Raw genomic sequence first — 18,593 nt, forward strand, 5'->3', positions numbered from 1 at the left:
GCCGCCCACGGACGGGGATACAGAAGGCGCGATCCGGCGAAGTCCGAGCCTAGGAATGTCCTGTGAAGAACGTAACGACCCCACAACGACCCACGTCAACCCCTGCCCCTCGAAAGGGGCCATGGGTACTCTGGGGGAGGCATAAAGGGGTGTCGATACGCGTAAGTGCGGGCTGAGCTCGATTATCGGGCCTGGGCGAATCTCTCCTCCAGGCTGGCGTACCGGTGGCAACGAGACCACGGGAACGCCGTCCGCACGGAACACAAGGAGACAATTGTGACGACCCAGGTAGTGATTCTGGCCGCCGGCATGGGCAGCCGCCTCGGACGAAGCCTTCCCAAGCCGCTGACCGAGCTGAGCGACGGCCGCACGATCATGCAGCAGCAGTTCGACAACATCCACGCGGCCTTCGGCAAAGACGCCAAGGTCACGATCGTCGTCGGTTACAAGCTGGAGCACATCATCGAGGCCTTCCCCGACGCCTCCTTCGTCTACAACGAGCAGTACGACCAGACCAACACGTCGAAGAGCCTCATGCGCGCCCTTCAGGCCTCCGCCACCGGCGGCGTGCTGTGGATGAACGGCGACGTCGTGTTCGATCCCGCCGTTCTCGTGCGGGCGGCCGCGTCGGTCAAGCGCGACCAGACGTTCGTCACCGTCAACACATCGTCGGTCGCCGACGAAGAGGTCAAGTACACCACCAGCGCCGAGGGCTACATCCACGAACTGTCGAAGACCGTCAAGAACGGGCTCGGCGAGGCAGTGGGCATCAACTACATCTCCAGCAAAGACAAGGCGGCTCTGCTGCGCCAGTTGCAGCGGGTCGGAGACCAGGACTACTTCGAGCGCGGCATCGAGCTGGCGATCGACCAGGACAAGATGCTGGTCGAGCCGATCGACATCTCCGACCTGTACGCGGTCGAGGTCGACTTCGCGGAGGACCTCGAGCGGGCGAATCTTTTCGTATAGTCGTATCGTCCGCGTCGGTTAGCACGCGGCGTCGATCAATACGATGGGTTCCGTGACCAGTACATTCTCCGAGGTGCGCCCCGGCCAGCGAACGAGGTTCGCGCGGTATCGCCACTCCCTCTGGTTGCTGACCAAGCGCGACCTCCGCGTGAGGTACTCGACGAGCGCGCTCGGCTACCTGTGGTCGATCCTCGATCCGCTCGTGATGAGCGGCATCTACTGGTTCGTCTTCACGCAGGTCTTCAAGCGTTCGGTCGGCGAAGACCCGTATATCGTGTTCCTTCTGGCGGCGCTGCTCCCCTGGATGTGGTTCAACGGGGTCGTGTCCGACGCGACGCGGGCGTTCCTGAAAGAGTCGAAGCTCATCCGGTCGACGATGATCCCGCGCACGATCTGGGTGAATCGCATCGTGATGTCCAAGGGGATCGAATTCCTGGCGTCGTTGCCGGTCCTGGCGTTCTTCGCGATCATCAGCGGGGCGAAGGTGAACATCGACATCCTCTTCTTCCCGCTCGCCGTGGTCATCCAGACCGTGCTCCTGGTCGGCATCGGCCTCATCGTCGCCCCGCTCGTCGTGTTCTTCCGCGACCTCGAGCGGGCGATCAAGCTGATCCTGCGATTCCTGTTCTACGCCTCCCCGATCATCTACAGCGCACGCGACCTCGAGCACTTGCACGTGCTGAGGGATCTTGCGGCGTTCAACCCGCTGACCGGACTGTTCAGCCTCTACCGCGCGACGTTCTTCCCGCAGGAGCTCGATTGGTACCTCGTGGGGATGAGCGCCCTCGTGTCGGTCATCCTGCTGGTGGTCGGCCTCCTCGTCTTCCGGCGCTGCGAGCGCGCAGTGCTCAAGGAGATCTGATGTCGACCACCGTCACCACCACCCCCGTCATCGCGGCCGAGAAGATCGGGATTCGCTTCCGCCGCAATCGCGGTGGGCGCCGTCTCTTCAAAGACCTCTTCTCGTCGCGTCAGCGCCGTTCGCGCCCCGGTGACTTCTGGGCGCTGCGCGATGTGACGTTCGACGTGCAACGCGGCGAGTCGATCGGCGTCGTCGGCCGCAACGGCCAGGGCAAGTCGACTCTGCTCAAGCTCGTCGCCGGCGTCATGCTCGCCGACGAGGGTACCGTGAGCGTTGCCGACGGGGTCGCCCCGCTCATCGAGATCACCGGCGGTTTCGTCGACGATCTGACGGTTCGCGACAACGTCTACCTCACTGCCGGCCTGCACGGGATGTCGAAAGCGCAGATCGACGAACGCTTCGAGAGCATCATCGGTTTCGCGGAGATCGAAGACTTCGTGGACACGCCTTACAAGCATCTCTCGAGCGGAATGAAGGTGCGCATCGCGTTCTCCGTGATCTCGCAGCTCGAAGAGCCGATCATCCTCGTCGACGAGGTGCTGGCCGTGGGAGACCGCGGGTTCCGGGAGAAGTGCTACCGGCGCATCGAGGAGCTGCTCGACGGCGGGCGCACTCTCTTCTTCGTCTCGCACAACGAGCGCGACCTGAGACGATTCTGCACTCGTGGACTGTACCTCGACAAGGGTGCGCTGGTGCTCGACGGTCCGATCGACGAGGTTCTCGACCTGTACAACCGCGACTACGGTTCCTGACCCGTTACCCCCACGACGCATCAGCAACGTTCCTCCACAAGGCGTGGGTGTTCGGAGTTATCCCCGAGAATGCCCGGTTCGGGGCCGGGGGCCGGTTGAAGCGTCGGTCGGGGTGGTTATTTTTCTGGCATGGTTCGTTTTCGAGTTCTTCGCCGTCCATTGTCCGTTCGCCCCGATCGGGGGCTCGCCTACCGGGTGCCGTGGCGCGTCGACCGGAGCGCTCCCCCGGTCTATCGGCTCGTGAACACGGGGCATGATGTGCTCCGCGGCGTGAGCGTCAGCGTGTCCGGCCGGGCGCGCCTGCGTGTGAGCGCTCCGGCGTCGGTGGCGCCTGGAGACGCTGTCTCCGCCACCGTGTCGGGCCCAGAGCTGGAGCGTGACACCGTCATGGTCGTCCGCTGGTTCCAACCGGATGGCTTGGAGTATCTCTGGCACGTGAGCTTCTGAGGCGGTGCTCCGGGACCGTGCCCGCACGGTCCCGGAGCCGGCCGCCCGGGTTCAGCGCCGACTGCGACGTTCGCGAACGAATTCGGCGGCCGTCAGAACGTGGAAGTGGGACGGGAGCTGGTTCACGCCGATGCCGCCGAGGAGTGCCGCCGGATCCACGCCGAGAACGCTGGCGATTCGGATGATCGTGTGCAGACTCGGGTTGGCGCAGCCGCGCTCGATCTTTCCGAAGTTGGTGACGTGCATCTGCGCGAGGTCGGCGACGCTTTCCTGGCTGATGCCCAGATCGACGCGCGCTCTCCGGACGCGTTCTCCGAATGTCTGGGCAGCGAGCGAGTGTGGTTCAGGCATACAACATAACTACGGGTATCACGCTTCCTCATCCAGAGCCACGGCGCCTCTAGCCTGGTGGCCTCCAGTTCAGAGTACAGAAAATGCGTGCATTCAGGGACGACCTCTACACTCGTCAGACGATGGCGAAACAGGAGAAACCGATCGTATCGGTCACCGGCGGCCCGCCGAAAGGCGGCGATACCCCACGCGTGCTCAACACGACCCTCGACAGATTCCTCGCGATCCAGCGACCCGTCGTGCTCGCGCATCTGCGGAGCATCCGGCGCCGCCATCCCGACGCCACACCGGCCGACCTCACGATCATTCTTCAGCGCCGCTATCTTGCGGCTGTCACCACAGGCGGGGCCGCGGTCGGCGTGACCGCGGTCATCCCCGCGATCGGCACAGGAGTCACCCTCGCACTCTCGGGAGTGGAGACATTCGCATTCCTCGAGGCGACCTCGCTCTACGCGCAGTCGCTCAGTGAACTCCACGGCATCGCCGTCGACGATCCGGAGAGGGCCCGTGCCCTCGTGCTCACGATGATGCTGGGCCGAGAAGGCTCAGACCTCGTCAGACAGCTCGCCGGGCAGGTGACCGGTGGCGGAAGCTCCCGCTCGGCCTACTGGGGCGAGCTGGTCACCGCCAGCCTGCCCACCGTCGTGGTCGGCCCTCTGGTCGATCGCCTCAAAAACGTGTTCCTCCGTCAGTTCGCCGTGCGCGGCGGCGCCAGCATGATCGGCCGCGCCATCCCGTTCGGGGTCGGAGCGGTCATCGGCGGTGCGGGAAACAACATCCTCGGCCGTCGAGTGGTGCAGAACTCCCGATTGGCGTTCGGCGCGGCCCCGCACGACTTCGCGCCGGCCCTCACCCTCACCGCCCGCACCGTTCGCGTGAAGCGGGAAGGGGGCGGGATCGCGACACGGTCCCTCGAAGCGACGGCAGAGGGCGCGCGCCGCCTCGGGAGCGGAGCCGGAAACGTGGCAGGTAAGGCCGGAAAGGCCGCAGGCAACGCCGGACGCGCCCTTCGCAGGGCGCTCCCCCGCAAGCGCATCGAGAGCGCCCAGCCGGGGCCCCACGATGATGCCTTCGACGTCGACTCCGACCTCGACGAGCGTCCAGAGGACTGAACCGACCCCGTCCTGCTGGAGGCTAGACGATCGGCGGCCGTCCTGCGCGCGTCATCCGCCACACCGTCGACCAGCGCAGCGCACGGCGCTCCCCCGGATCGCTTCGCCAGCCCTCCGACCAGCCGCCGAACCAGGCCCGCAGCACGGCAGGCTGACGGAACCAGCGCAGGAGCTGGATGCCGGTCCAGGAGCCGACATACAACGGGATGAGCACGGCCGGCAGGTTTCGGCGCGCCAGCCAGACCCGATTGCGGGCGTTCAGGCGGTAGTAGTAGGAGTGCCGCGTCGGGGAGACCGCCGGGTGGTTGGCGATCAGCTCACCCGCGTACCAGGTGCGGAGACCTTGGTCCCAGACCTTCCACGCCAGGTCGATGCCTTCGTGGGCGTAGAAGAACGGGGCGGCCCAACCGCCGGCTGCGTCGAAGACGCGTCGCGGCATCACGATGACCGCCTCGCACACGGAGAACACCGCACTCGAGTGACCGGGATCGCCCTTGCGGATGCGCGGGATCCAGCGCCGCGGCGACATCTTGCCCGACGGGTCGACGATGCGCGGCTGGATCATCCCGACGCTCTCGTCGTGCTGAAGGAGCGCGATCGCGTCGGTGAGGAAGGTGGTCGACGGGATGCTCGCATCGTCGTCCAGGAAGAGCAGGATCTCGCCCGAGACGAGCGGCACGCCCTGATTCCTGCCCGCGGGGATGCCGAGGTTCTCCTGCAGGTGCAGCGTGTGCACACCGGCGGGCAGCGGTGGTTCGGCCGTGGCCGGGTCCCAGCCGTTGCCGACGACGACGACGTCGGTCACGACGCCGGTCTGCGCGAGCACCGAGGAGATGCCGCGGTGCAGGTCCTCCGGCCGCGTTCCCTGGGTGAGGACGACGACGCCGACCCGCGGCTCAGCCACGGACCCGTTTCGAGGCCATGATGGCGACGAAATGCCCGATCAGGGCGAGCAGGGCGAGGGGCACGAGCGCGAGGAGCAGGATGCGGTCTGCGAGCACGTCACCGATGAAGAGTCCGACGATCGCGAAGACGAAGATCAGGATGGTCAGCTCCACTGAGTGGTACAGGCGGTGGAACGGCACGAAGTGCGCCACGCGTCTCAGCCGGGCGATGAGCCCGTGGGTGGGTGCGTATTCGCTCCGGGTGTCGGCCAGCTTGGGCAGTCCCGCGTTGGCGCGGGCGACACGAACCATGTCGTTGAGGGCCTTGTTGAGCACGATGATGAGCGCGAGAAGCGTGCCGAGATTCGTCCAGAGGAGATCTTCCGGCGTTTCGAACGGGTAGCCGGCGGCACGGATGCCGAGGGCGATCGCGATCAAGGTCTCGGTGGAATAGTGCCCGACGTTGTCGAGGAAGATCCCCGCGGGCGACGAGGTCTTGCGCCAGCGCGCGACTTCACCGTCGCAGCAGTCGACGAGCATCTGGAGCTGGCCGAGGATGAGGGCCAGGGCCGCCCCGCCGAATCCGGGGATGAGCAGCGCCGCTGCGGTCGCCCATCCGGTCAGGATCATCAGTCCGGTGACACCGTTCGCCGAGATCGAGGTCTTCAGCAACAGCCACGTGAGGTAGGGCGAGAGCTTGCGGAGATACAGCGACGCGGTCCAGTGCTCGGCATTGCGGCGCCCACGCACCTCCGGGGGCTGCGCGACGGCACGCAGCTCGGCGATGGAGGACGGGCGTGCGCCGTGTTCGGGAACGACGCTCGCTCCGTTGTCTGGGGACGACATGACTACCTTCCCGTGTGGGCGGTGATGTTCCGCGAGAGGGAGAGAAAGCCGAGCAGGAACCCGATCCCCCAGCAGAAGTGGATGCACGGCAAGACTACGAGAAACCAGAGGAACGAGCGAAAGCCGTCGCGCCGGCCCCAGAGCAGCGCCGAGACGATGACGATGAGGATGTAGAACAGCGGCGCGGCGAAGCCGATCAGCAGCCAGGGGGCGGCGCCGACGGCCGCTTGCACGATGCCGACGATGCCGAGGATCAGCCCGACGGTCACTCCGACGACCATGGCAGGCGGCACGAAGTAGCGGATGCCGTTGGACGCGGGAAAACGGCGCGCGAGTTCTCCGCGCCAGACGCCGGTGGAGACGAACTGCCGCGCGAGTCGGTACAGGTTCGGTCGAGGACGGTACGTGACTTTGAGCCGAGGGGTGAACCAGACGGTGCCGCCGCTGGAGCGCAGGCGTCGGTTCAGCTCCCAGTCCTGACCGCGCTTGATGCCTTCGTCGAAGAGTCCGACTTCGAGCAGGCGGTCACGCCGGAACACACCCAGGTAGACGGTCTCCGACGCACCCGCCTCACCGCCGACGTGGAGCTTCGTGCCGCCGAGACCGATTCGGCTGCCGTACGCGCGGGCGACGGCTCGCTCGAAGTGGGTCGTGCCCTGCGCATCCATCAAACCGCCGACGTTGTCGGCCCCGGTCTCGAGAATGGTCTCGACCGCGATGCGGGCGTAGTCCGGAGGGAGCACCGAGTGCGCATCCACCCGCACCACCACGGGGTATTGGGATGCACGGATCGCCAGATTCAGGCCGGCGGGCGTGGAACCGACCACATTGTCCACCACGTGGATGCGCGGATCGACCGACGCGAGCTCTTCGACGAGCTGGGTCGTGCCGTCCATGCTCGGCCCCAGGGCCAGGGTGACCTCGAAGGGTCCCGGGTAGTCCTGGTTCAGCAGACTGTCGACAGCGGCGCGCACATGTGTGACCTCGTTCAGAACGGGCATCACATACGACACTCCCGGGAGGGCGCTCTGTGTTGCTTCGTCCGGCATCTGATCCATTCGTCGTTTTCGGGTCGGTCGAGCTTATCAGCCGAGGGCCCGCCGACCCTTGGAGCGCACACAGCAGAGGCCGCCCCGCGGGTGCGGGACGGCCTCTACGGGGTCGGGTGCGATCAGTTCGCGGGAAGCGATCCGAGGGTGACCGTCGCGGTCTTCGTCTGGTCTCCGCGGATGTAGGTCACGTCGGCCTTCGCGCCGGCTGCGAGGGCCCGGACCTGTGCGGTCAGGTCGGTCGCGCTGGTGATCGGGACGCCGTTGAAGCCGACGACGATGTCGCCTGCCTGCAGACCGGCCGAGGATGCAGCCCCGCCGCCGGTGATCTCCTTGATCAGGGCGCCGACCGTGGTGGCCTTGCTGTCGGAGCTCGAGTCGACGACCGAGGCGCCGAGCAGACCGTGAGTGGCCTTCCCGTTCGCGATCAGCTCGTCGGAGACGCGCTTGGCGAGATTCGCCGGGATGGCGAATCCGACGCCGATGCTGCCCGACTGCGTGCCGTCGGTCGAGGTTCCGCCCGCGCTCGCAATGGCGACGTTCACGCCGATCAGCTCGCCCTTGGCGTTCAGCAGCGCGCCACCCGAGTTGCCCGGGTTGATCGAAGCGTCGGTCTGGATGACCGGCAGCGAGATCGTCGCCTGCGACTGGGTCTGGGACTGGCTTCCGCCGCCGCCCTGACCCGGGAAGTCGAAGTTGAACGGGGTCTGGCCGCCCGTGCTGCCGTCACTGCTGTCCGGCGCCGCCGAGGAGGCGATGCTGATGCTGCGGTTGAGGGCGCTGACGATGCCGTCGGTCACCGTGCCGGCGAGGCCGAGCGGAGCGCCGATCGCGACCGCCGTGTCACCGACGTTCAGCTTGCTCGAGTCGGCGAAGGCCATCGGGGTGAGCCCGGATGCGCCGTCGAGCTTGATGACGGCGAGGTCGGTCGTCGGGTCGGTTCCGACGATCTTCGCGCTGTAGAGCTTGCCGTTGTTGTCCTGCACGGAGACGGTCACATCCGACGCCTGGCCGTCGAGGGTGACGACGTGCGTGTTGGTGAGGATGTACCCGTCCGAGGTGAGGACGATGCCGGAACCCGTGCCGCCCGAGCTGCCGCCGGTCACCGAGATGGTGACGACGCTCGGGGAGGCCTTGGCGGCGACCGCGGTGACGGTGGTGGCGTCGTTCGCGTTGTTGACCGTGACGTTCTGCGGGCCGGTGGCCGTGCTGACGACGGAGTTGTTCCCGCCGGTCGCGGCGTAGATGCCGACTCCCGCGCCGGCCCCGGCGATGCCGCCGATGAGGGCGCCGATCGCCAGCGTGGCGACGATCATGCCCGTTCCGCGCTTCTTCGTGCTCTGCGTGCTGGCGGGCAGCGGCGCTCCGTTGTGGGCCGCGTACGGGTTCTGCTGGGCGTGCGAGCCGTACGGCTGCTGCGGGACGCCCTGGTGCGGCTGCGGGGCCGGCTGCCCGAACGCGCCCTGGCCGTAGTTCGGCTGCGGCTGCTGGCCGTAGGGCTGCGGCGGTACCGGCTGAGTGGGCTGGGTGGGCTGGGTTGCAGCGGCCGGTGCGACCGGCGCGGGCTGCGGAACCGTCGGCTGCGCAGCGGTCTGGGCGGGCGCCTCAGGGGCGGCGGGTGCCGCGGGCTCCTGGCCGGCCGCCGGGGCAGCCGGAGCCGCCGGGGCCGCCGGAGCTGCAGACGCAGCCGGCTCGGGTGCGGCCGGCGCGGCGGGTGCCGCAGCCGCGGGGGTCTCGGGGGTGGTCTCGGCTGCTCCAGCCACGGCCGACTCGGTCGCGGCGTCGTGCTGGGCCTTCGCGGGCTCCGGTGTGTTCGGGGTGTCGGTCATGGTGTTGCTCCTTCCAAGCACTCAAAGCTTGGGCTGCGAACCTGGACGTTCTATTTGCGCACCCTGTGGACGGCCTTCCGCCTCCCGATGACTCTCCTTAACGTAGCGAATGCGTCCGCCCGGAGTGACCGAAGTAGGTTGGTGTCACAGGACGGAAGGAACGGCATGACGGTCAACGGATCCTGGCGGCGCGCAGCACGCGGCGCCGGTCTGCTCGGCGACGACGGTTCTGTCGCCGCCACGATCTTCGCGGAGATGAGCGCGCTCGCCGCCCGCACGGGTGCGATCAACCTCGGACAGGGCTTTCCCGATGAGGACGGACCGGCCGAAGTGCTGAGCGCGGCCGTGTCGGCCATCCGCAGCGGAGAGAACCAGTACCCGCCTGGCATCGGCACCCCCGACCTCCGGCACGCCATCGCCGAGCACCAGGAGCGGTTCTACGAGCTGCGGTTCGATCCCGACCGCGAGGTGCTCGTCACCGCGGGTGCGACGGAGGCGCTCGCCGCGACCCTGCTCGCACTCCTGGAGCCGGGGGACGAGGTCGTCACGTTCGAGCCCTTCTACGACGCGTACGGAGCACTGATCGCGCTGGCCGACGGCATCCATCGCACTGTGCCGCTACGCCTGCCGGGCTTTCAGCCGGATCTCGACGAGCTGCGCGCATCCGTCACGGACCGCACCAGGGTCATCCTGGTGAACAGCCCGCACAACCCGACGGGAACGGTCCTCACGCGGGAGGTGCTCGAGACGATCGTCGACCTCGCGCACCGGCACGACGCGATCATCGTCACCGACGAGGTGTACGAGCACCTCACGTTCGGCCCGAGGCACGTTCCGATCGCCACGGTGCCGGGTGCCCGGGAACGCACGGTCAGCATCTCTTCCGGCGGTAAGACGTTCAACACCACCGGCTGGAAGATCGGCTGGATCACGGCACCCGCCGAGCTGGTCACCGCGGTGCTCGCGGTCAAGCAGTTCCTGACGTACGTGAACGGTGCACCCTTCCAGCCGGCGATCGCGACGGGGTTGCGACTGCCACGCGAATACTTCACCGGCATCGCCGACAGCCTGCGCCACAAGAGGGATGTGCTCAGCGACGGTCTTCGCGAGGCCGGTTTCGCGGTCTCCCCCTCCGACGGCACCTATTTCGTCGTGGCGGACGCCGCCCCGCTCGGCTACCGCAATGCGGTCGAGTTCTGCAAAGCACTCCCGGGTCTCGCCGGAGTGGTCGCCGTTCCATTGTCGGCATTCTGCAAGGACGACTTCGCGGAGAGGACGGCGTCACTGGTGCGATTCGCATTCTGCAAGCGCATCGACGTGCTCGAGCGGGCCGCAGCGCAGCTTGCCGAGCTGAAACACTGACAGCGAGGGCTAGTCGATCGGCTCCACACGATACCGGCGCAGGGCGAGACTCGGATTCGACTCCCGCACCTCTGCGACGCGTGCTCGCGACACCTCGGCGACGGCCACGCCCGTCGCCTCCCCCAGTGCCGCCACCGCGACGCCCATCGGGTCGACGATGAGGCTCGTGCCGACGCCGATCGGCGGCGTGTGGTCGGCGGCGGCGACGTAGACGGTGTTCTCGATGGCTCGGGCCGTCACCAGGGTCTGCCAGTGGTGCTCCTTGAGCGGACCGCGCACCCACTCCGCCGGAACGAGGATGAGTTCGGCCCCCGCATCCACCAGTCGTCGACTGACTTCGGGGAACCGGAGGTCGTAACAGGTCTGGAGTCCGACCGGAACGCCTTCGACATCGAAGATCTGCGGTGCGTCGAGGTCTCCGGGCACGACCCAGTCCGACTCGCGAGCGCCGAACGCGTCGTAGAGGTGCTGCTTGCGGTAGGTGGCGACGACATCGCCCAGCGGGTCGACGGCGACCAGAGTATTGGAGAATCGGTGCGCGTCCTCGGTCTGCTCGACAAGGCCGGCGACGACGAAGACACCGTGCTCGCCCGCGGCCTCACCGAGAGCCGCGACGAAGTCCCCGTCGAGAGGCTCGGCGTTTCGCACGAATCCATCGCCGAGCGGATGCACGAAGTACGACGAGTACTCCGGGAACACGACCAGCCGCGCACCGCGTGCCGCCGCGACGGCGACGAAAGCGGCGATCCGATCGCGGTTGCGCATCCGGTCGTCGGTCGGCGCGAACTGCACGACGGCGACCAGGATGCTCGAAGCCCTCTCGCCCATCGGTCGCTCCCTACGCTCTGCCTTCGGCCTGCACGGCCGCCTGTTCCGCCCGAGCTGCTGCCGCCTCCAACGGTAGCCGCACACTGATCGTCGTGCCGACTCCCTCTTCGCTGGTGATGTCGACGCTGCCGCCGTGAGCGGTCACGATCGCCTTCGTGATCGTGAGTCCGAGCCCGACGCCGGGTACCGCGTTGCGTGTCGCAGTCGAAGCGCGGAAGAAGCGGGTGGAGAGCTTGCTGAGCTCGACCGCGGGGATCCCGATGCCGGTGTCGGCGACACCGATCACGACCTCGCCGTGCTCCTCGCGGAGCGACACGGTGACGCGCCCGTTCGCCGGCGTGAACTTGACGGCGTTGGAGATGAGGTTGTCCACGGCCTGTCCGAGGCGCAGGGCGTCACCCTGTATGACGACCCGGTGACCAGGGGCCTCGACCGCCAGCGTGACCGCTGCGGCATCGGAGACGGGACGCGCCGACTCGACGGAGGCGGCGATGACGCTGCCGAGGTCGACCTCGCCGAGGGTGAGCGGGAACCGGCCGGACTCGACCTGTGCCGTGAACAGCAGGTCGCCGACCAGCCGGAGGAGCCGGTGGGCATTGCGCTCGGCGACGGCGAGATACTGGAGCTGCTCCTCGGACAGCGGATCGTCCTCGTCGTCTTTCATGAGCTCCAGGTATCCGAGGATGGAGCTCAGGGGCGTGCGGAGCTCGTGCGAGATCAGGCCGACGAACTCGTCCTTCAGACGTGCGAACTCGCGGGCCTGGGTCATGTCGGTCGCGACGAAGATGAACCCGACGCGGTGGCCGTTCTCGTCGAGGCGCGGCGTCGCCGCCACCTGCACCGGGACGAGCTTTCCGTCGGGCCGCACGTAGGTCCAGTCGCGCACATCCGCGAAGCCGGACCTGACGGCGTCGACGAGAGCGGAGAAGTCTTCGGCGCTGGAGACGGTGGTGATCGTGGCATCCATGTCGCGGAGTCGCTGCTCGAGCTCGGACACCAGATGGAAGTCGACGACGTGCCGTTTCGCGTCGAGCACCTGCTTCTCGGTGAGGCCGAACATCTTCTCGGCTCCCGGATTCCAGACATCGATCAGGCCGTCCAGGTCGGTTCCGATCACGGACTGCTCGGTCACGGCGTTCCAGATGCTCTGGATGAGCCGGTTCGCGGTCTTGAGCCTGGCCTCGTTGAGCGCCAGCTCGTCCTTGGCCAGAACGGCCTCTTCCAGCAGCTGCTTGCGCTGCGCGGCTGCTGCCCGGGCGGCAGCGAGCTGCTGCCTGACCCGGTGCGCGATCTCGTTGATCACGGCGGCGACCATCAGGTAGACGACAGGAGAGAAGAACGCACGCAGGAGCCCGCCGACCGACTCGGCGGAGTCCGGGTCGACGATGAAGGGCGCGAAGAGCACCAGAAACGTTCCGAGTGCCGCGATCAGCACATTGATGCGGCCCTCCTCTGTCGCGATCCAGACGAACGGCAGGAGGAGGAGTGCGGCGAACGGCGAGTTCGACCCTCCCGTCGCCATACGGAAGAACGCGACAGCGAACAGCGAGATCACCGGGACGATGATCGACCACTCGGCGCCGATGCGCCGCCAGGGCAGAGCGAGGGCCAGGATCGACGCGAGCGCCACCAGCCCGACGGCGATCACGAAGTAGGTGGGATCCGCGATCGTCTCACCGATCGGCAGCAGCGCGATCACGATCGCCAGCGCGAACGCGACGATCGTCGGAAGCTGTTTGAGGAACGGCGACGGCGAATCGAGCGAGATCCGTCTCAGCCAGCCGTCGAGAGTCATGCGGGCGCCTCCAGTCCGAGCATCTCGCGGATGCGCAGGGACAGCATCCGGGGACTGAACGGCTTGATCAAAAACGAGTCGGAGCGTTCGGCGACGATTCCGTGATCGGTCAGCAGCTGAACCGAGGCCGAGATCATCAGGATGAGCGTCCCGCTCGTCGCCGCATCCTCACGGATGCTGCTGGCAACCTCGACGCCGTTCATCCCCGGCATGGAGATGTCGAGCACAGCGAGGTCGATCCCGCCCCGACGCACGGCGTCGAGCGCGTCGCGACCGTTGTCGACGGCAGCCGCGACCTCGACGCCCGCCCGTTTCGCCGCGATCACCATCAGCGCCCGGATGTCGGCATCGTCGTCGGCGATCACCACCCGCTTGGCGTCGGCCCCGCTCACGAGAAGAACACCACGCGCACCGCCACGATCGCGGCGATCACGATGAGGGCGACACCGGCAGAGGGCAGCAGCCGGAACTCCGAACGCCGGTCGTTGTCGATCTCCTGCTGCAGTTCGGCGCGCAGGTCTCCAGAGAGTTCAGCGGGGCTCATCGGTCTCTCCTGGTGCGGATCGGTACGGTCGTTCGGTTCATGCGGGCATCCCGGCCTCGTCGAGAATGCGGACGACGCGGTCGTAGCGGCCGACCTCGGCCGCCGCATGGCTGTCGGTGGAGGCGACGATCCGCGCACCGGATGCCACCAGTGCCGCAACGGCTGCCGGCCCCGGGCAGGCCCACTTCTCGTTGACCTCGACGATTGTTCCGGTGCGCGCCGCCGTGTCCGCCCAGGCGGTGAGGCGGGATGCGCCCAGCCCGTCCTCGGAGAGACCGACCTTGGGCAGAATCGAGAACCAGTGCGCCAGCTGCGCGTGCGGGGTGCGTTCCATCACGCGCACGCTCGCCGTGACGAACAGGTCGAGAGCATCCTCCTCGGACAGCCCGGAGGCCAGCCGCTCCCGGGTCGCCCCCGGCGACCAGGGGCCGTCCGGCCCCGGGAACTGGTGGTCGCCGATCACGATCGCGTCCACTCCGCCGGGCGCGCCGACGATGAGGTCGGAGGGGAGGTCGACGGCACCGGACGCGTCCAGCAGTTTCGTCTCGACCCCGGTGATCACCCTCAGCCCGCTCGGGATTCGCTCGGCCGCCACAGCAGCGACGAACTCGGGCACCCACGTGGTCGCCGCACGCACGTGGTCGGTGAGGCGGATCGCTCGAAGCCCGGCCGCATCCGCCGCCGCAAGGTTGTCGGCGAGTGTGCTGTGCGCGTCGTCGGAGAAGGTGGAGTGCACGTGGTAGTCACCCAGCAGCAACTCGCGCTGCGTCGGCGCCGAACCAGCCGGAGTCATTCCTCGCCGGGCCCTTCGGCATGGGCGGCGTTCTCGGAGACGAGCACGCTGGACGGATCGAGGAAGACGTCTTCCAGGTACCGCACGTTGGCGAGCTCGATGAAGTCGACCGCGCTCGGCACCGGCCGGCCCAGAACCAGGTCGAGCAGCAGCGAGGGCATGTCGACGCCCGCGGCGATGGTCAGGGGCATCGCTCCCGGGAAGCGCGGATTCACCTCGAGAAGCGCGGGGATGCCGGCTGTGCTGTAGCGGAGCTGCACGTTCGCCACCCCGGTCAGCCCGATGGCCCGGGCGACAGCGGAGGCCGTCTCGATCAACTCGTCACGGCGAACCGTGCGCCCGGCGATCGACACACCGGAGTCGACCCGCTCACGCGATCGCGGGACGGCGGCGATCACCGTGCCGTCGAAGGCGGCGAGGACGTCGACCGAGAACTCCTCCCCCGGCAGGTTCTCCTGGATGAGGATGCTCTCGTCGGTGCCGAGCGTCTCGAGTGCGCCGCGGTCGGCGATCAGCTTGACCCCGCGCGAACCGGCGCCGCTTCGTGGCTTCACGATGACGGGGAACTCCCAATCGTGACCGACCCCGTCCCGGTTGAGCAGACGGGTCTCGGGGACGGCCGTCGATGGTGAACAGCGCTCAGCCAGTTTGTACTTGTCCAGGCAGACGATGAGCGTCTCGTGGCTCGGTGCGGCCAGGGCAGTCCCGGCGGCGAGAAGCTCCTCCCGTCGAGCCGCGAGAGCGGGGAGCTCGACGTCGACCGTCGAGAAGAGCACCTCGATCGAGTCGGCAGCGCACAGCGCGATGACGTCGTCGACGAACGTCTCGGACCGTCCGGCCGGAATTATCCTGCGGTTCTCGGCGGGGACGAGGTAGAGCCCGCTCGCCCAGCCGTCCATGTCGGCGGCGAAGACATCGACGTCTTCACGGGCGAGCAGCGAGCGGATGACCGCTACACCGGCCGGACCGCCGGCACCGGTCACGAGAACTCTGGTCACGCGGAGTTTCCTTTGAATCGGGCACCCTGGGTCATCGAGGAGACGGGCACGGAGATGTCGGCGGTGTCCTTGATGACTTCGAGCGGCTCGCAGTTCTGACCGCCGCCGAAGCGCGACCAGTAGCGAGCCGTCGCCAACACGAAATCGGGATCGAGGTAGGTGCGCAGCTCCGTCTGGGACTGGAAGCAGTCGATCAACGCGAGCTTCGCATCCGTGAACCCGTCGATCGGCACGAACCGGGTCGGCCGGTAGTCGATGGTGGCCGACGGGCTCTGATAGCAGCACACCGTTCGCACGCTGCGGGTGGCGACCAGCGTCGCGGCGTGCACAGCGCGATGGTCCTGATGCCGGTCGTGTGCCGAGTGCGTGTAGACGATGTCCGGGCGCACCTCGGCCACGACGCGCTCGATGATCCCCACCGTGGGATCGGCGGCCGAGATGTGGGTGTCCTCGAGGTCTTCCATGAAGAGGCGGGCGCCGAGCAGCTCGGCGGCGGCCAGCGACTCGTGCTGACGGTTCTGCGCATCCCCGCCGCGCGCGCCGCGGGACATCGTGAGGATGACGACCTGGTTGCCCGCGTCGCGATGCGCGGAGAGGATGCCGCCGACTCCGATCTCCACGTCATCCGGATGCGCGCCGATCGCGAGCACGACCTGCGGCGCTGCCGCGGCTTTCTTGGTGCGCCCCTCCTCGGCCAGCCTGGTCACGATGGACACCAGATCGGCGGAGGCGACCGGCTTGGTGAGGAACTCGTCGGCCTGCGACCGTAGCGCGGAGACCGCGTAGTCAACGGAGACGTGCGCGGTCATGACGACCACGGGCATCCCTGGATAAGCGACGCGAAGCTGCTTGAGGAGATCGAGCCCGGAGATCCCGGGCATCTCGATGTCGGTGAGCACCAGATCGGGCTCGAACTCGGCGATCTGCTGCATGGCCGTCGCGGGGGCCGTGATCGCAAGGACCACAGCATCCGCTCGCTTTTCGAGCACTGTCTTCATGAAGAACGCGACGTCGGGATCGTCTTCGATGACGCACACCCGGTACTTCGATGTCGAGTTCGGCATGGACTCCCCCTCCTGTCAGAGAACTCTATCGGCGGACGGGTGGACAATGCGTGTATTCGCACACCCCGTGTGGGGCGCCGCGGCGGCCATCGCGCCGGCGGAACCGCCCCTGATTTTCGCGAATGGTCAGTCCGTGCTAGAGTCAATTCTTGTGCCGCGGGGTGGAGCAGTTCGGTAGCTCGCTGGGCTCATAACCCAGAGGTCGCAGGTTCAAATCCTGTCCCCGCAACGAGAGAGGCCCGGATTCCCTTGGGAATCCGGGCCTTGTTCTTTTGAATCGTGCTCGCATCCGCCGCGATCAGTCGCGGAAATCGAGCGACGCGAGGTCGACGATCGTCACCCCGTCGTCGGCGAGTTCCCCCGTGACTCTCGCCGAGATGGCGGCCGCAGGCTCCTCGGTGTCATACGTCGCGTGCCCGTCGGACGGCAGCACGACGTCCAGCCCGTGCAGCAGAGCTCCGCGGCTCGTGTCCCGGATGCAGTACTCACTCTGCAGCCCGACGATCACCAGCGAGTCCACCCCCATAGCCCGCAGCACATCGGCAAGCGCAGGGTTCGCCTGGAACGTGTCGCCGACTTTCTTGCGCACGACGGGTTCGCCGGGGAGCGGCGGGAAGACCAGCTCCCAGCCGTTGGTGCCCGGCTCGTCCGGGTCGCCCTCGGCGCCGTCGTTCTTGACGTGGACCACCGGCACATCGGCCGCGCGCGCCCGCGCGAGCACCCCGGCCAGCGCCTCGCGGAAAGCGACGGCACCCTCGATCGCACCGTCTCCGTCCAGCATGTTGCGCTGAACGTCCACCAGCATCAGACCCTTGCCCATACGGCCATACTGCGCTGCGCGGCCGACATCCGCCAGCGTGTCGGTCGAGCAGGCGTGAACCTCTCCGGCCCGGCCTCCGGACCGGATCCTCGCGGATTCGCTAGGGTCGTGGCGGGGAGAACGCGCGTCGAGGAGCGGACAGCAGTGGCAGACGATCACACCAAGGCGACACAGGCCGCTGTCCGTGAGCGCAACCTCACGAATGCGCTGCAGCTCGTCCTGTCGGGCAACGGCACGGCGACCAGGGCGAGCATCGCCCGACGCACCGGCCTGACCTCGGCGACAGTGTCGTCCCTGCTGGCCGGATTGCTGGCCGAGGGTCTGGTCCTCGAGGGCCAACGGGCGGAGAGCACGGGAGGAAAGCGGGCGACGACTCTCCAGGTCGATTCCACCCGGCACGTTCTGCTCTCCATCGTCGTGCAGCCGGGGCTCGTCCGCGGAGCCGTCGTGAATCTCCTCGGTGCCGAGCTCGCGGCCGTGTCACAGCGCCCGACATCTCCCGGGGAGATCGAGGATGTGCGCAGCATCGCCCGCCGCCTGGTCGCCGCCACGAGCGCTGACGTCGTCGCCGTCGGCGTGCAGGTGCCCGGCATCGTCGACGGACCCCTCGTCCGCGAGAGCGTGCAGCTCGGCTGGAGCGACCTGAACCTCGCCGACGCCCTGAGCGACGTCGCCGACGCTCCCGTGCACCTTGTGAACGACGCGGACGCCGAAGCGCTCGCCGACTACTCGACCTCTGACCAGTTCGGCGCGAATCAGATGTTCGTGTCGCTGAGCACGGGAGTCGGAGCGGCCTTCATCGTCGAAGGCAGCCTCCTCGTCGGTGCTGCCCATCGCGCCGGCGAGATCGGCCACGTGCCGGTGCTCTTCGGGCCGGATGCTCCGCTCTGCGCGTGTGGCAACCGCGGGTGTCTCGAGGAGATCGTCTCGGTGACGTCGCTGCTGGGTCTCCCCCACGGCACCGACCTCGAGTCGGTGGATGTGCAGAGCCTGGCAGCCATGCCCGAATCACGCGAACGGATCGCCTTCGGCGCCCGCGTGCTCGCGCGAGCGCTCCTGCTCGCCGGCGCCGCCCTCGACGTGCCGAACGTCGTGCTCGGCGGAACGGCCCCGAAGCTGGGTGACGAGTTCATCGCCCATCTGCGCGCCGAGGCGGCACGCCACACGGTTCGAGCGGCCATGCCGCTGAGCTTCCGCTATGCGAAGGTCGCCCTCGAACAGCCTTTCCGCGGTGCGGCTCAGCACGCCCTCCAGTCCACCCTCGGCGTCTCCTGGGCGCTCTGAACCC

At 67.7% G+C, this 18,593-nt stretch carries 20 protein-coding genes and 1 tRNA gene; 8 read left to right on the top strand and 13 right to left on the bottom strand.

Annotated elements, in window-relative coordinates; all coding sequences use genetic code 11:
* Positions 1 to 276 precede the first annotated feature (276 nt).
* From ACFVV0_RS06580 to ACFVV0_RS06595, 4 genes are all read left to right on the top strand, one after another.
* Positions 277 to 969, top strand: a complete 693-nt coding sequence (locus ACFVV0_RS06580) for an NTP transferase domain-containing protein (protein ID WP_387060032.1) — start codon at positions 277 to 279, stop codon at positions 967 to 969.
* A gap of 43 nt (positions 970 to 1,012) precedes the next feature.
* The gene (locus ACFVV0_RS06585) at positions 1,013 to 1,831 is read left to right on the top strand and encodes an ABC transporter permease (RefSeq protein ID WP_387060034.1); all 819 of its coding nucleotides are present in this window, start codon (positions 1,013 to 1,015) and stop codon (positions 1,829 to 1,831) included.
* On the top strand, positions 1,831 to 2,583 hold the full coding sequence (locus tag ACFVV0_RS06590; RefSeq protein WP_387060036.1) for an ABC transporter ATP-binding protein: 753 nt from the start codon (positions 1,831 to 1,833) through the stop codon (positions 2,581 to 2,583). Before ACFVV0_RS06585 ends, ACFVV0_RS06590 begins: the two co-directional genes overlap by 1 nt.
* Positions 2,584 to 2,712: 129 nt before the next feature.
* Positions 2,713 to 3,030, top strand: coding sequence for a hypothetical protein (locus ACFVV0_RS06595; protein ID WP_387060039.1), 318 nt, complete (start codon positions 2,713 to 2,715; stop codon positions 3,028 to 3,030).
* 51 nt (positions 3,031 to 3,081) lie between these two features.
* Here the strand turns inward: ACFVV0_RS06595 and ACFVV0_RS06600 are convergent, their stop codons facing one another.
* Positions 3,082 to 3,381, bottom strand: a complete 300-nt coding sequence (locus ACFVV0_RS06600) for a helix-turn-helix domain-containing protein (RefSeq protein WP_387060041.1) — start codon at positions 3,379 to 3,381, stop codon at positions 3,082 to 3,084.
* Between the two features lie 83 nt (positions 3,382 to 3,464).
* On the opposite strand from ACFVV0_RS06600, the gene ACFVV0_RS06605 reads away from it, so the two are divergent.
* Positions 3,465 to 4,493, top strand: coding sequence for a hypothetical protein (locus ACFVV0_RS06605; RefSeq protein ID WP_387060044.1), 1,029 nt, complete (start codon positions 3,465 to 3,467; stop codon positions 4,491 to 4,493).
* A gap of 22 nt (positions 4,494 to 4,515) precedes the next feature.
* On the opposite strand, the gene ACFVV0_RS06610 is transcribed toward ACFVV0_RS06605, so the two are convergent.
* The 4 genes from ACFVV0_RS06610 to ACFVV0_RS06625 all read right to left on the bottom strand — a co-directional run bounded on the left by ACFVV0_RS06610 (position 4,516) and on the right by ACFVV0_RS06625 (position 9,101).
* A complete protein-coding gene (locus ACFVV0_RS06610) occupies positions 4,516 to 5,397 on the bottom strand; it encodes a glycosyltransferase family 2 protein (protein ID WP_387060047.1) in 882 nt (293 codons plus the stop codon).
* A complete protein-coding gene (locus ACFVV0_RS06615) occupies positions 5,390 to 6,223 on the bottom strand; it encodes a CDP-alcohol phosphatidyltransferase family protein (protein WP_387060050.1) in 834 nt (277 codons plus the stop codon). Before ACFVV0_RS06615 ends, ACFVV0_RS06610 begins: the two co-directional genes overlap by 8 nt.
* A gap of 2 nt (positions 6,224 to 6,225) precedes the next feature.
* A complete protein-coding gene (locus tag ACFVV0_RS06620; RefSeq protein WP_387060053.1) occupies positions 6,226 to 7,272 on the bottom strand; it encodes a glycosyltransferase family 2 protein in 1,047 nt (348 codons plus the stop codon).
* Between the two features lie 122 nt (positions 7,273 to 7,394).
* Positions 7,395 to 9,101, bottom strand: coding sequence for a S1C family serine protease (locus tag ACFVV0_RS06625; RefSeq protein ID WP_387060056.1), 1,707 nt, complete (start codon positions 9,099 to 9,101; stop codon positions 7,395 to 7,397).
* A 165-nt stretch (positions 9,102 to 9,266) separates the two neighbouring features.
* Here ACFVV0_RS06625 and ACFVV0_RS06630 point away from each other — a divergent pair, with 165 nt between their 5' ends.
* Positions 9,267 to 10,463: a pyridoxal phosphate-dependent aminotransferase gene (locus ACFVV0_RS06630; RefSeq protein ID WP_387060058.1), complete on the top strand. Its 1,197-nt coding sequence runs from the start codon at positions 9,267 to 9,269 to the stop codon at positions 10,461 to 10,463.
* Positions 10,464 to 10,472: 9 nt separating this feature from the next.
* On the opposite strand, the gene ACFVV0_RS06635 is transcribed toward ACFVV0_RS06630, so the two are convergent.
* The 7 genes from ACFVV0_RS06635 to ACFVV0_RS06665 are packed head-to-tail and all read right to left on the bottom strand — an operon-like array spanning position 10,473 to position 16,485.
* Complete coding sequence (locus ACFVV0_RS06635; RefSeq protein WP_387060061.1) at positions 10,473 to 11,291, bottom strand: carbon-nitrogen hydrolase family protein; 819 nt, start codon at positions 11,289 to 11,291, stop codon at positions 10,473 to 10,475.
* A gap of 10 nt (positions 11,292 to 11,301) precedes the next feature.
* Positions 11,302 to 13,086, bottom strand: a complete 1,785-nt coding sequence (locus tag ACFVV0_RS06640) for a sensor histidine kinase (protein WP_387060064.1) — start codon at positions 13,084 to 13,086, stop codon at positions 11,302 to 11,304.
* Complete coding sequence (locus ACFVV0_RS06645) at positions 13,083 to 13,478, bottom strand: response regulator (RefSeq protein ID WP_387060067.1); 396 nt, start codon at positions 13,476 to 13,478, stop codon at positions 13,083 to 13,085. The genes ACFVV0_RS06640 and ACFVV0_RS06645 overlap by 4 nt, the downstream gene beginning before the upstream one ends.
* The gene (locus tag ACFVV0_RS06650) at positions 13,475 to 13,630 is read right to left on the bottom strand and encodes a hypothetical protein (RefSeq protein WP_387060071.1); all 156 of its coding nucleotides are present in this window, start codon (positions 13,628 to 13,630) and stop codon (positions 13,475 to 13,477) included. The genes ACFVV0_RS06645 and ACFVV0_RS06650 overlap by 4 nt, the downstream gene beginning before the upstream one ends.
* 37 nt (positions 13,631 to 13,667) lie before the next feature.
* Positions 13,668 to 14,423 carry a PHP domain-containing protein gene (locus ACFVV0_RS06655; RefSeq protein ID WP_387060074.1) on the bottom strand — a complete coding sequence of 252 codons (756 nt, stop codon included), beginning with the start codon at positions 14,421 to 14,423 and terminating at the stop codon, positions 13,668 to 13,670.
* A complete protein-coding gene (locus ACFVV0_RS06660; protein ID WP_387060077.1) occupies positions 14,420 to 15,421 on the bottom strand; it encodes an ATP-grasp domain-containing protein in 1,002 nt (333 codons plus the stop codon). The genes ACFVV0_RS06655 and ACFVV0_RS06660 overlap by 4 nt, the downstream gene beginning before the upstream one ends.
* The gene (locus ACFVV0_RS06665) at positions 15,418 to 16,485 is read right to left on the bottom strand and encodes a response regulator (protein WP_387060079.1); all 1,068 of its coding nucleotides are present in this window, start codon (positions 16,483 to 16,485) and stop codon (positions 15,418 to 15,420) included. The genes ACFVV0_RS06660 and ACFVV0_RS06665 overlap by 4 nt, the downstream gene beginning before the upstream one ends.
* A gap of 155 nt (positions 16,486 to 16,640) precedes the next feature.
* Here ACFVV0_RS06665 and ACFVV0_RS06670 point away from each other — a divergent pair.
* A tRNA-Met gene (locus tag ACFVV0_RS06670) sits at positions 16,641 to 16,714 on the top strand.
* 69 nt (positions 16,715 to 16,783) lie between these two features.
* Here the strand turns inward: ACFVV0_RS06670 and ACFVV0_RS06675 are convergent.
* Positions 16,784 to 17,305: an isochorismatase family protein gene (locus ACFVV0_RS06675; protein ID WP_387060082.1), complete on the bottom strand. Its 522-nt coding sequence runs from the start codon at positions 17,303 to 17,305 to the stop codon at positions 16,784 to 16,786.
* Positions 17,306 to 17,449: 144 nt separating this feature from the next.
* Here ACFVV0_RS06675 and ACFVV0_RS06680 point away from each other — a divergent pair, with 144 nt between their 5' ends.
* On the top strand, positions 17,450 to 18,589 hold the full coding sequence (locus ACFVV0_RS06680) for an ROK family protein (RefSeq protein WP_387060085.1): 1,140 nt from the start codon (positions 17,450 to 17,452) through the stop codon (positions 18,587 to 18,589).
* Positions 18,590 to 18,593: the final 4 nt, after the last annotated feature.

The organism is Leifsonia sp. NPDC058230 (assembly GCF_042882245.1).
In the GTDB taxonomy this organism is placed as follows: domain Bacteria; phylum Actinomycetota; class Actinomycetes; order Actinomycetales; family Microbacteriaceae; genus Leifsonia.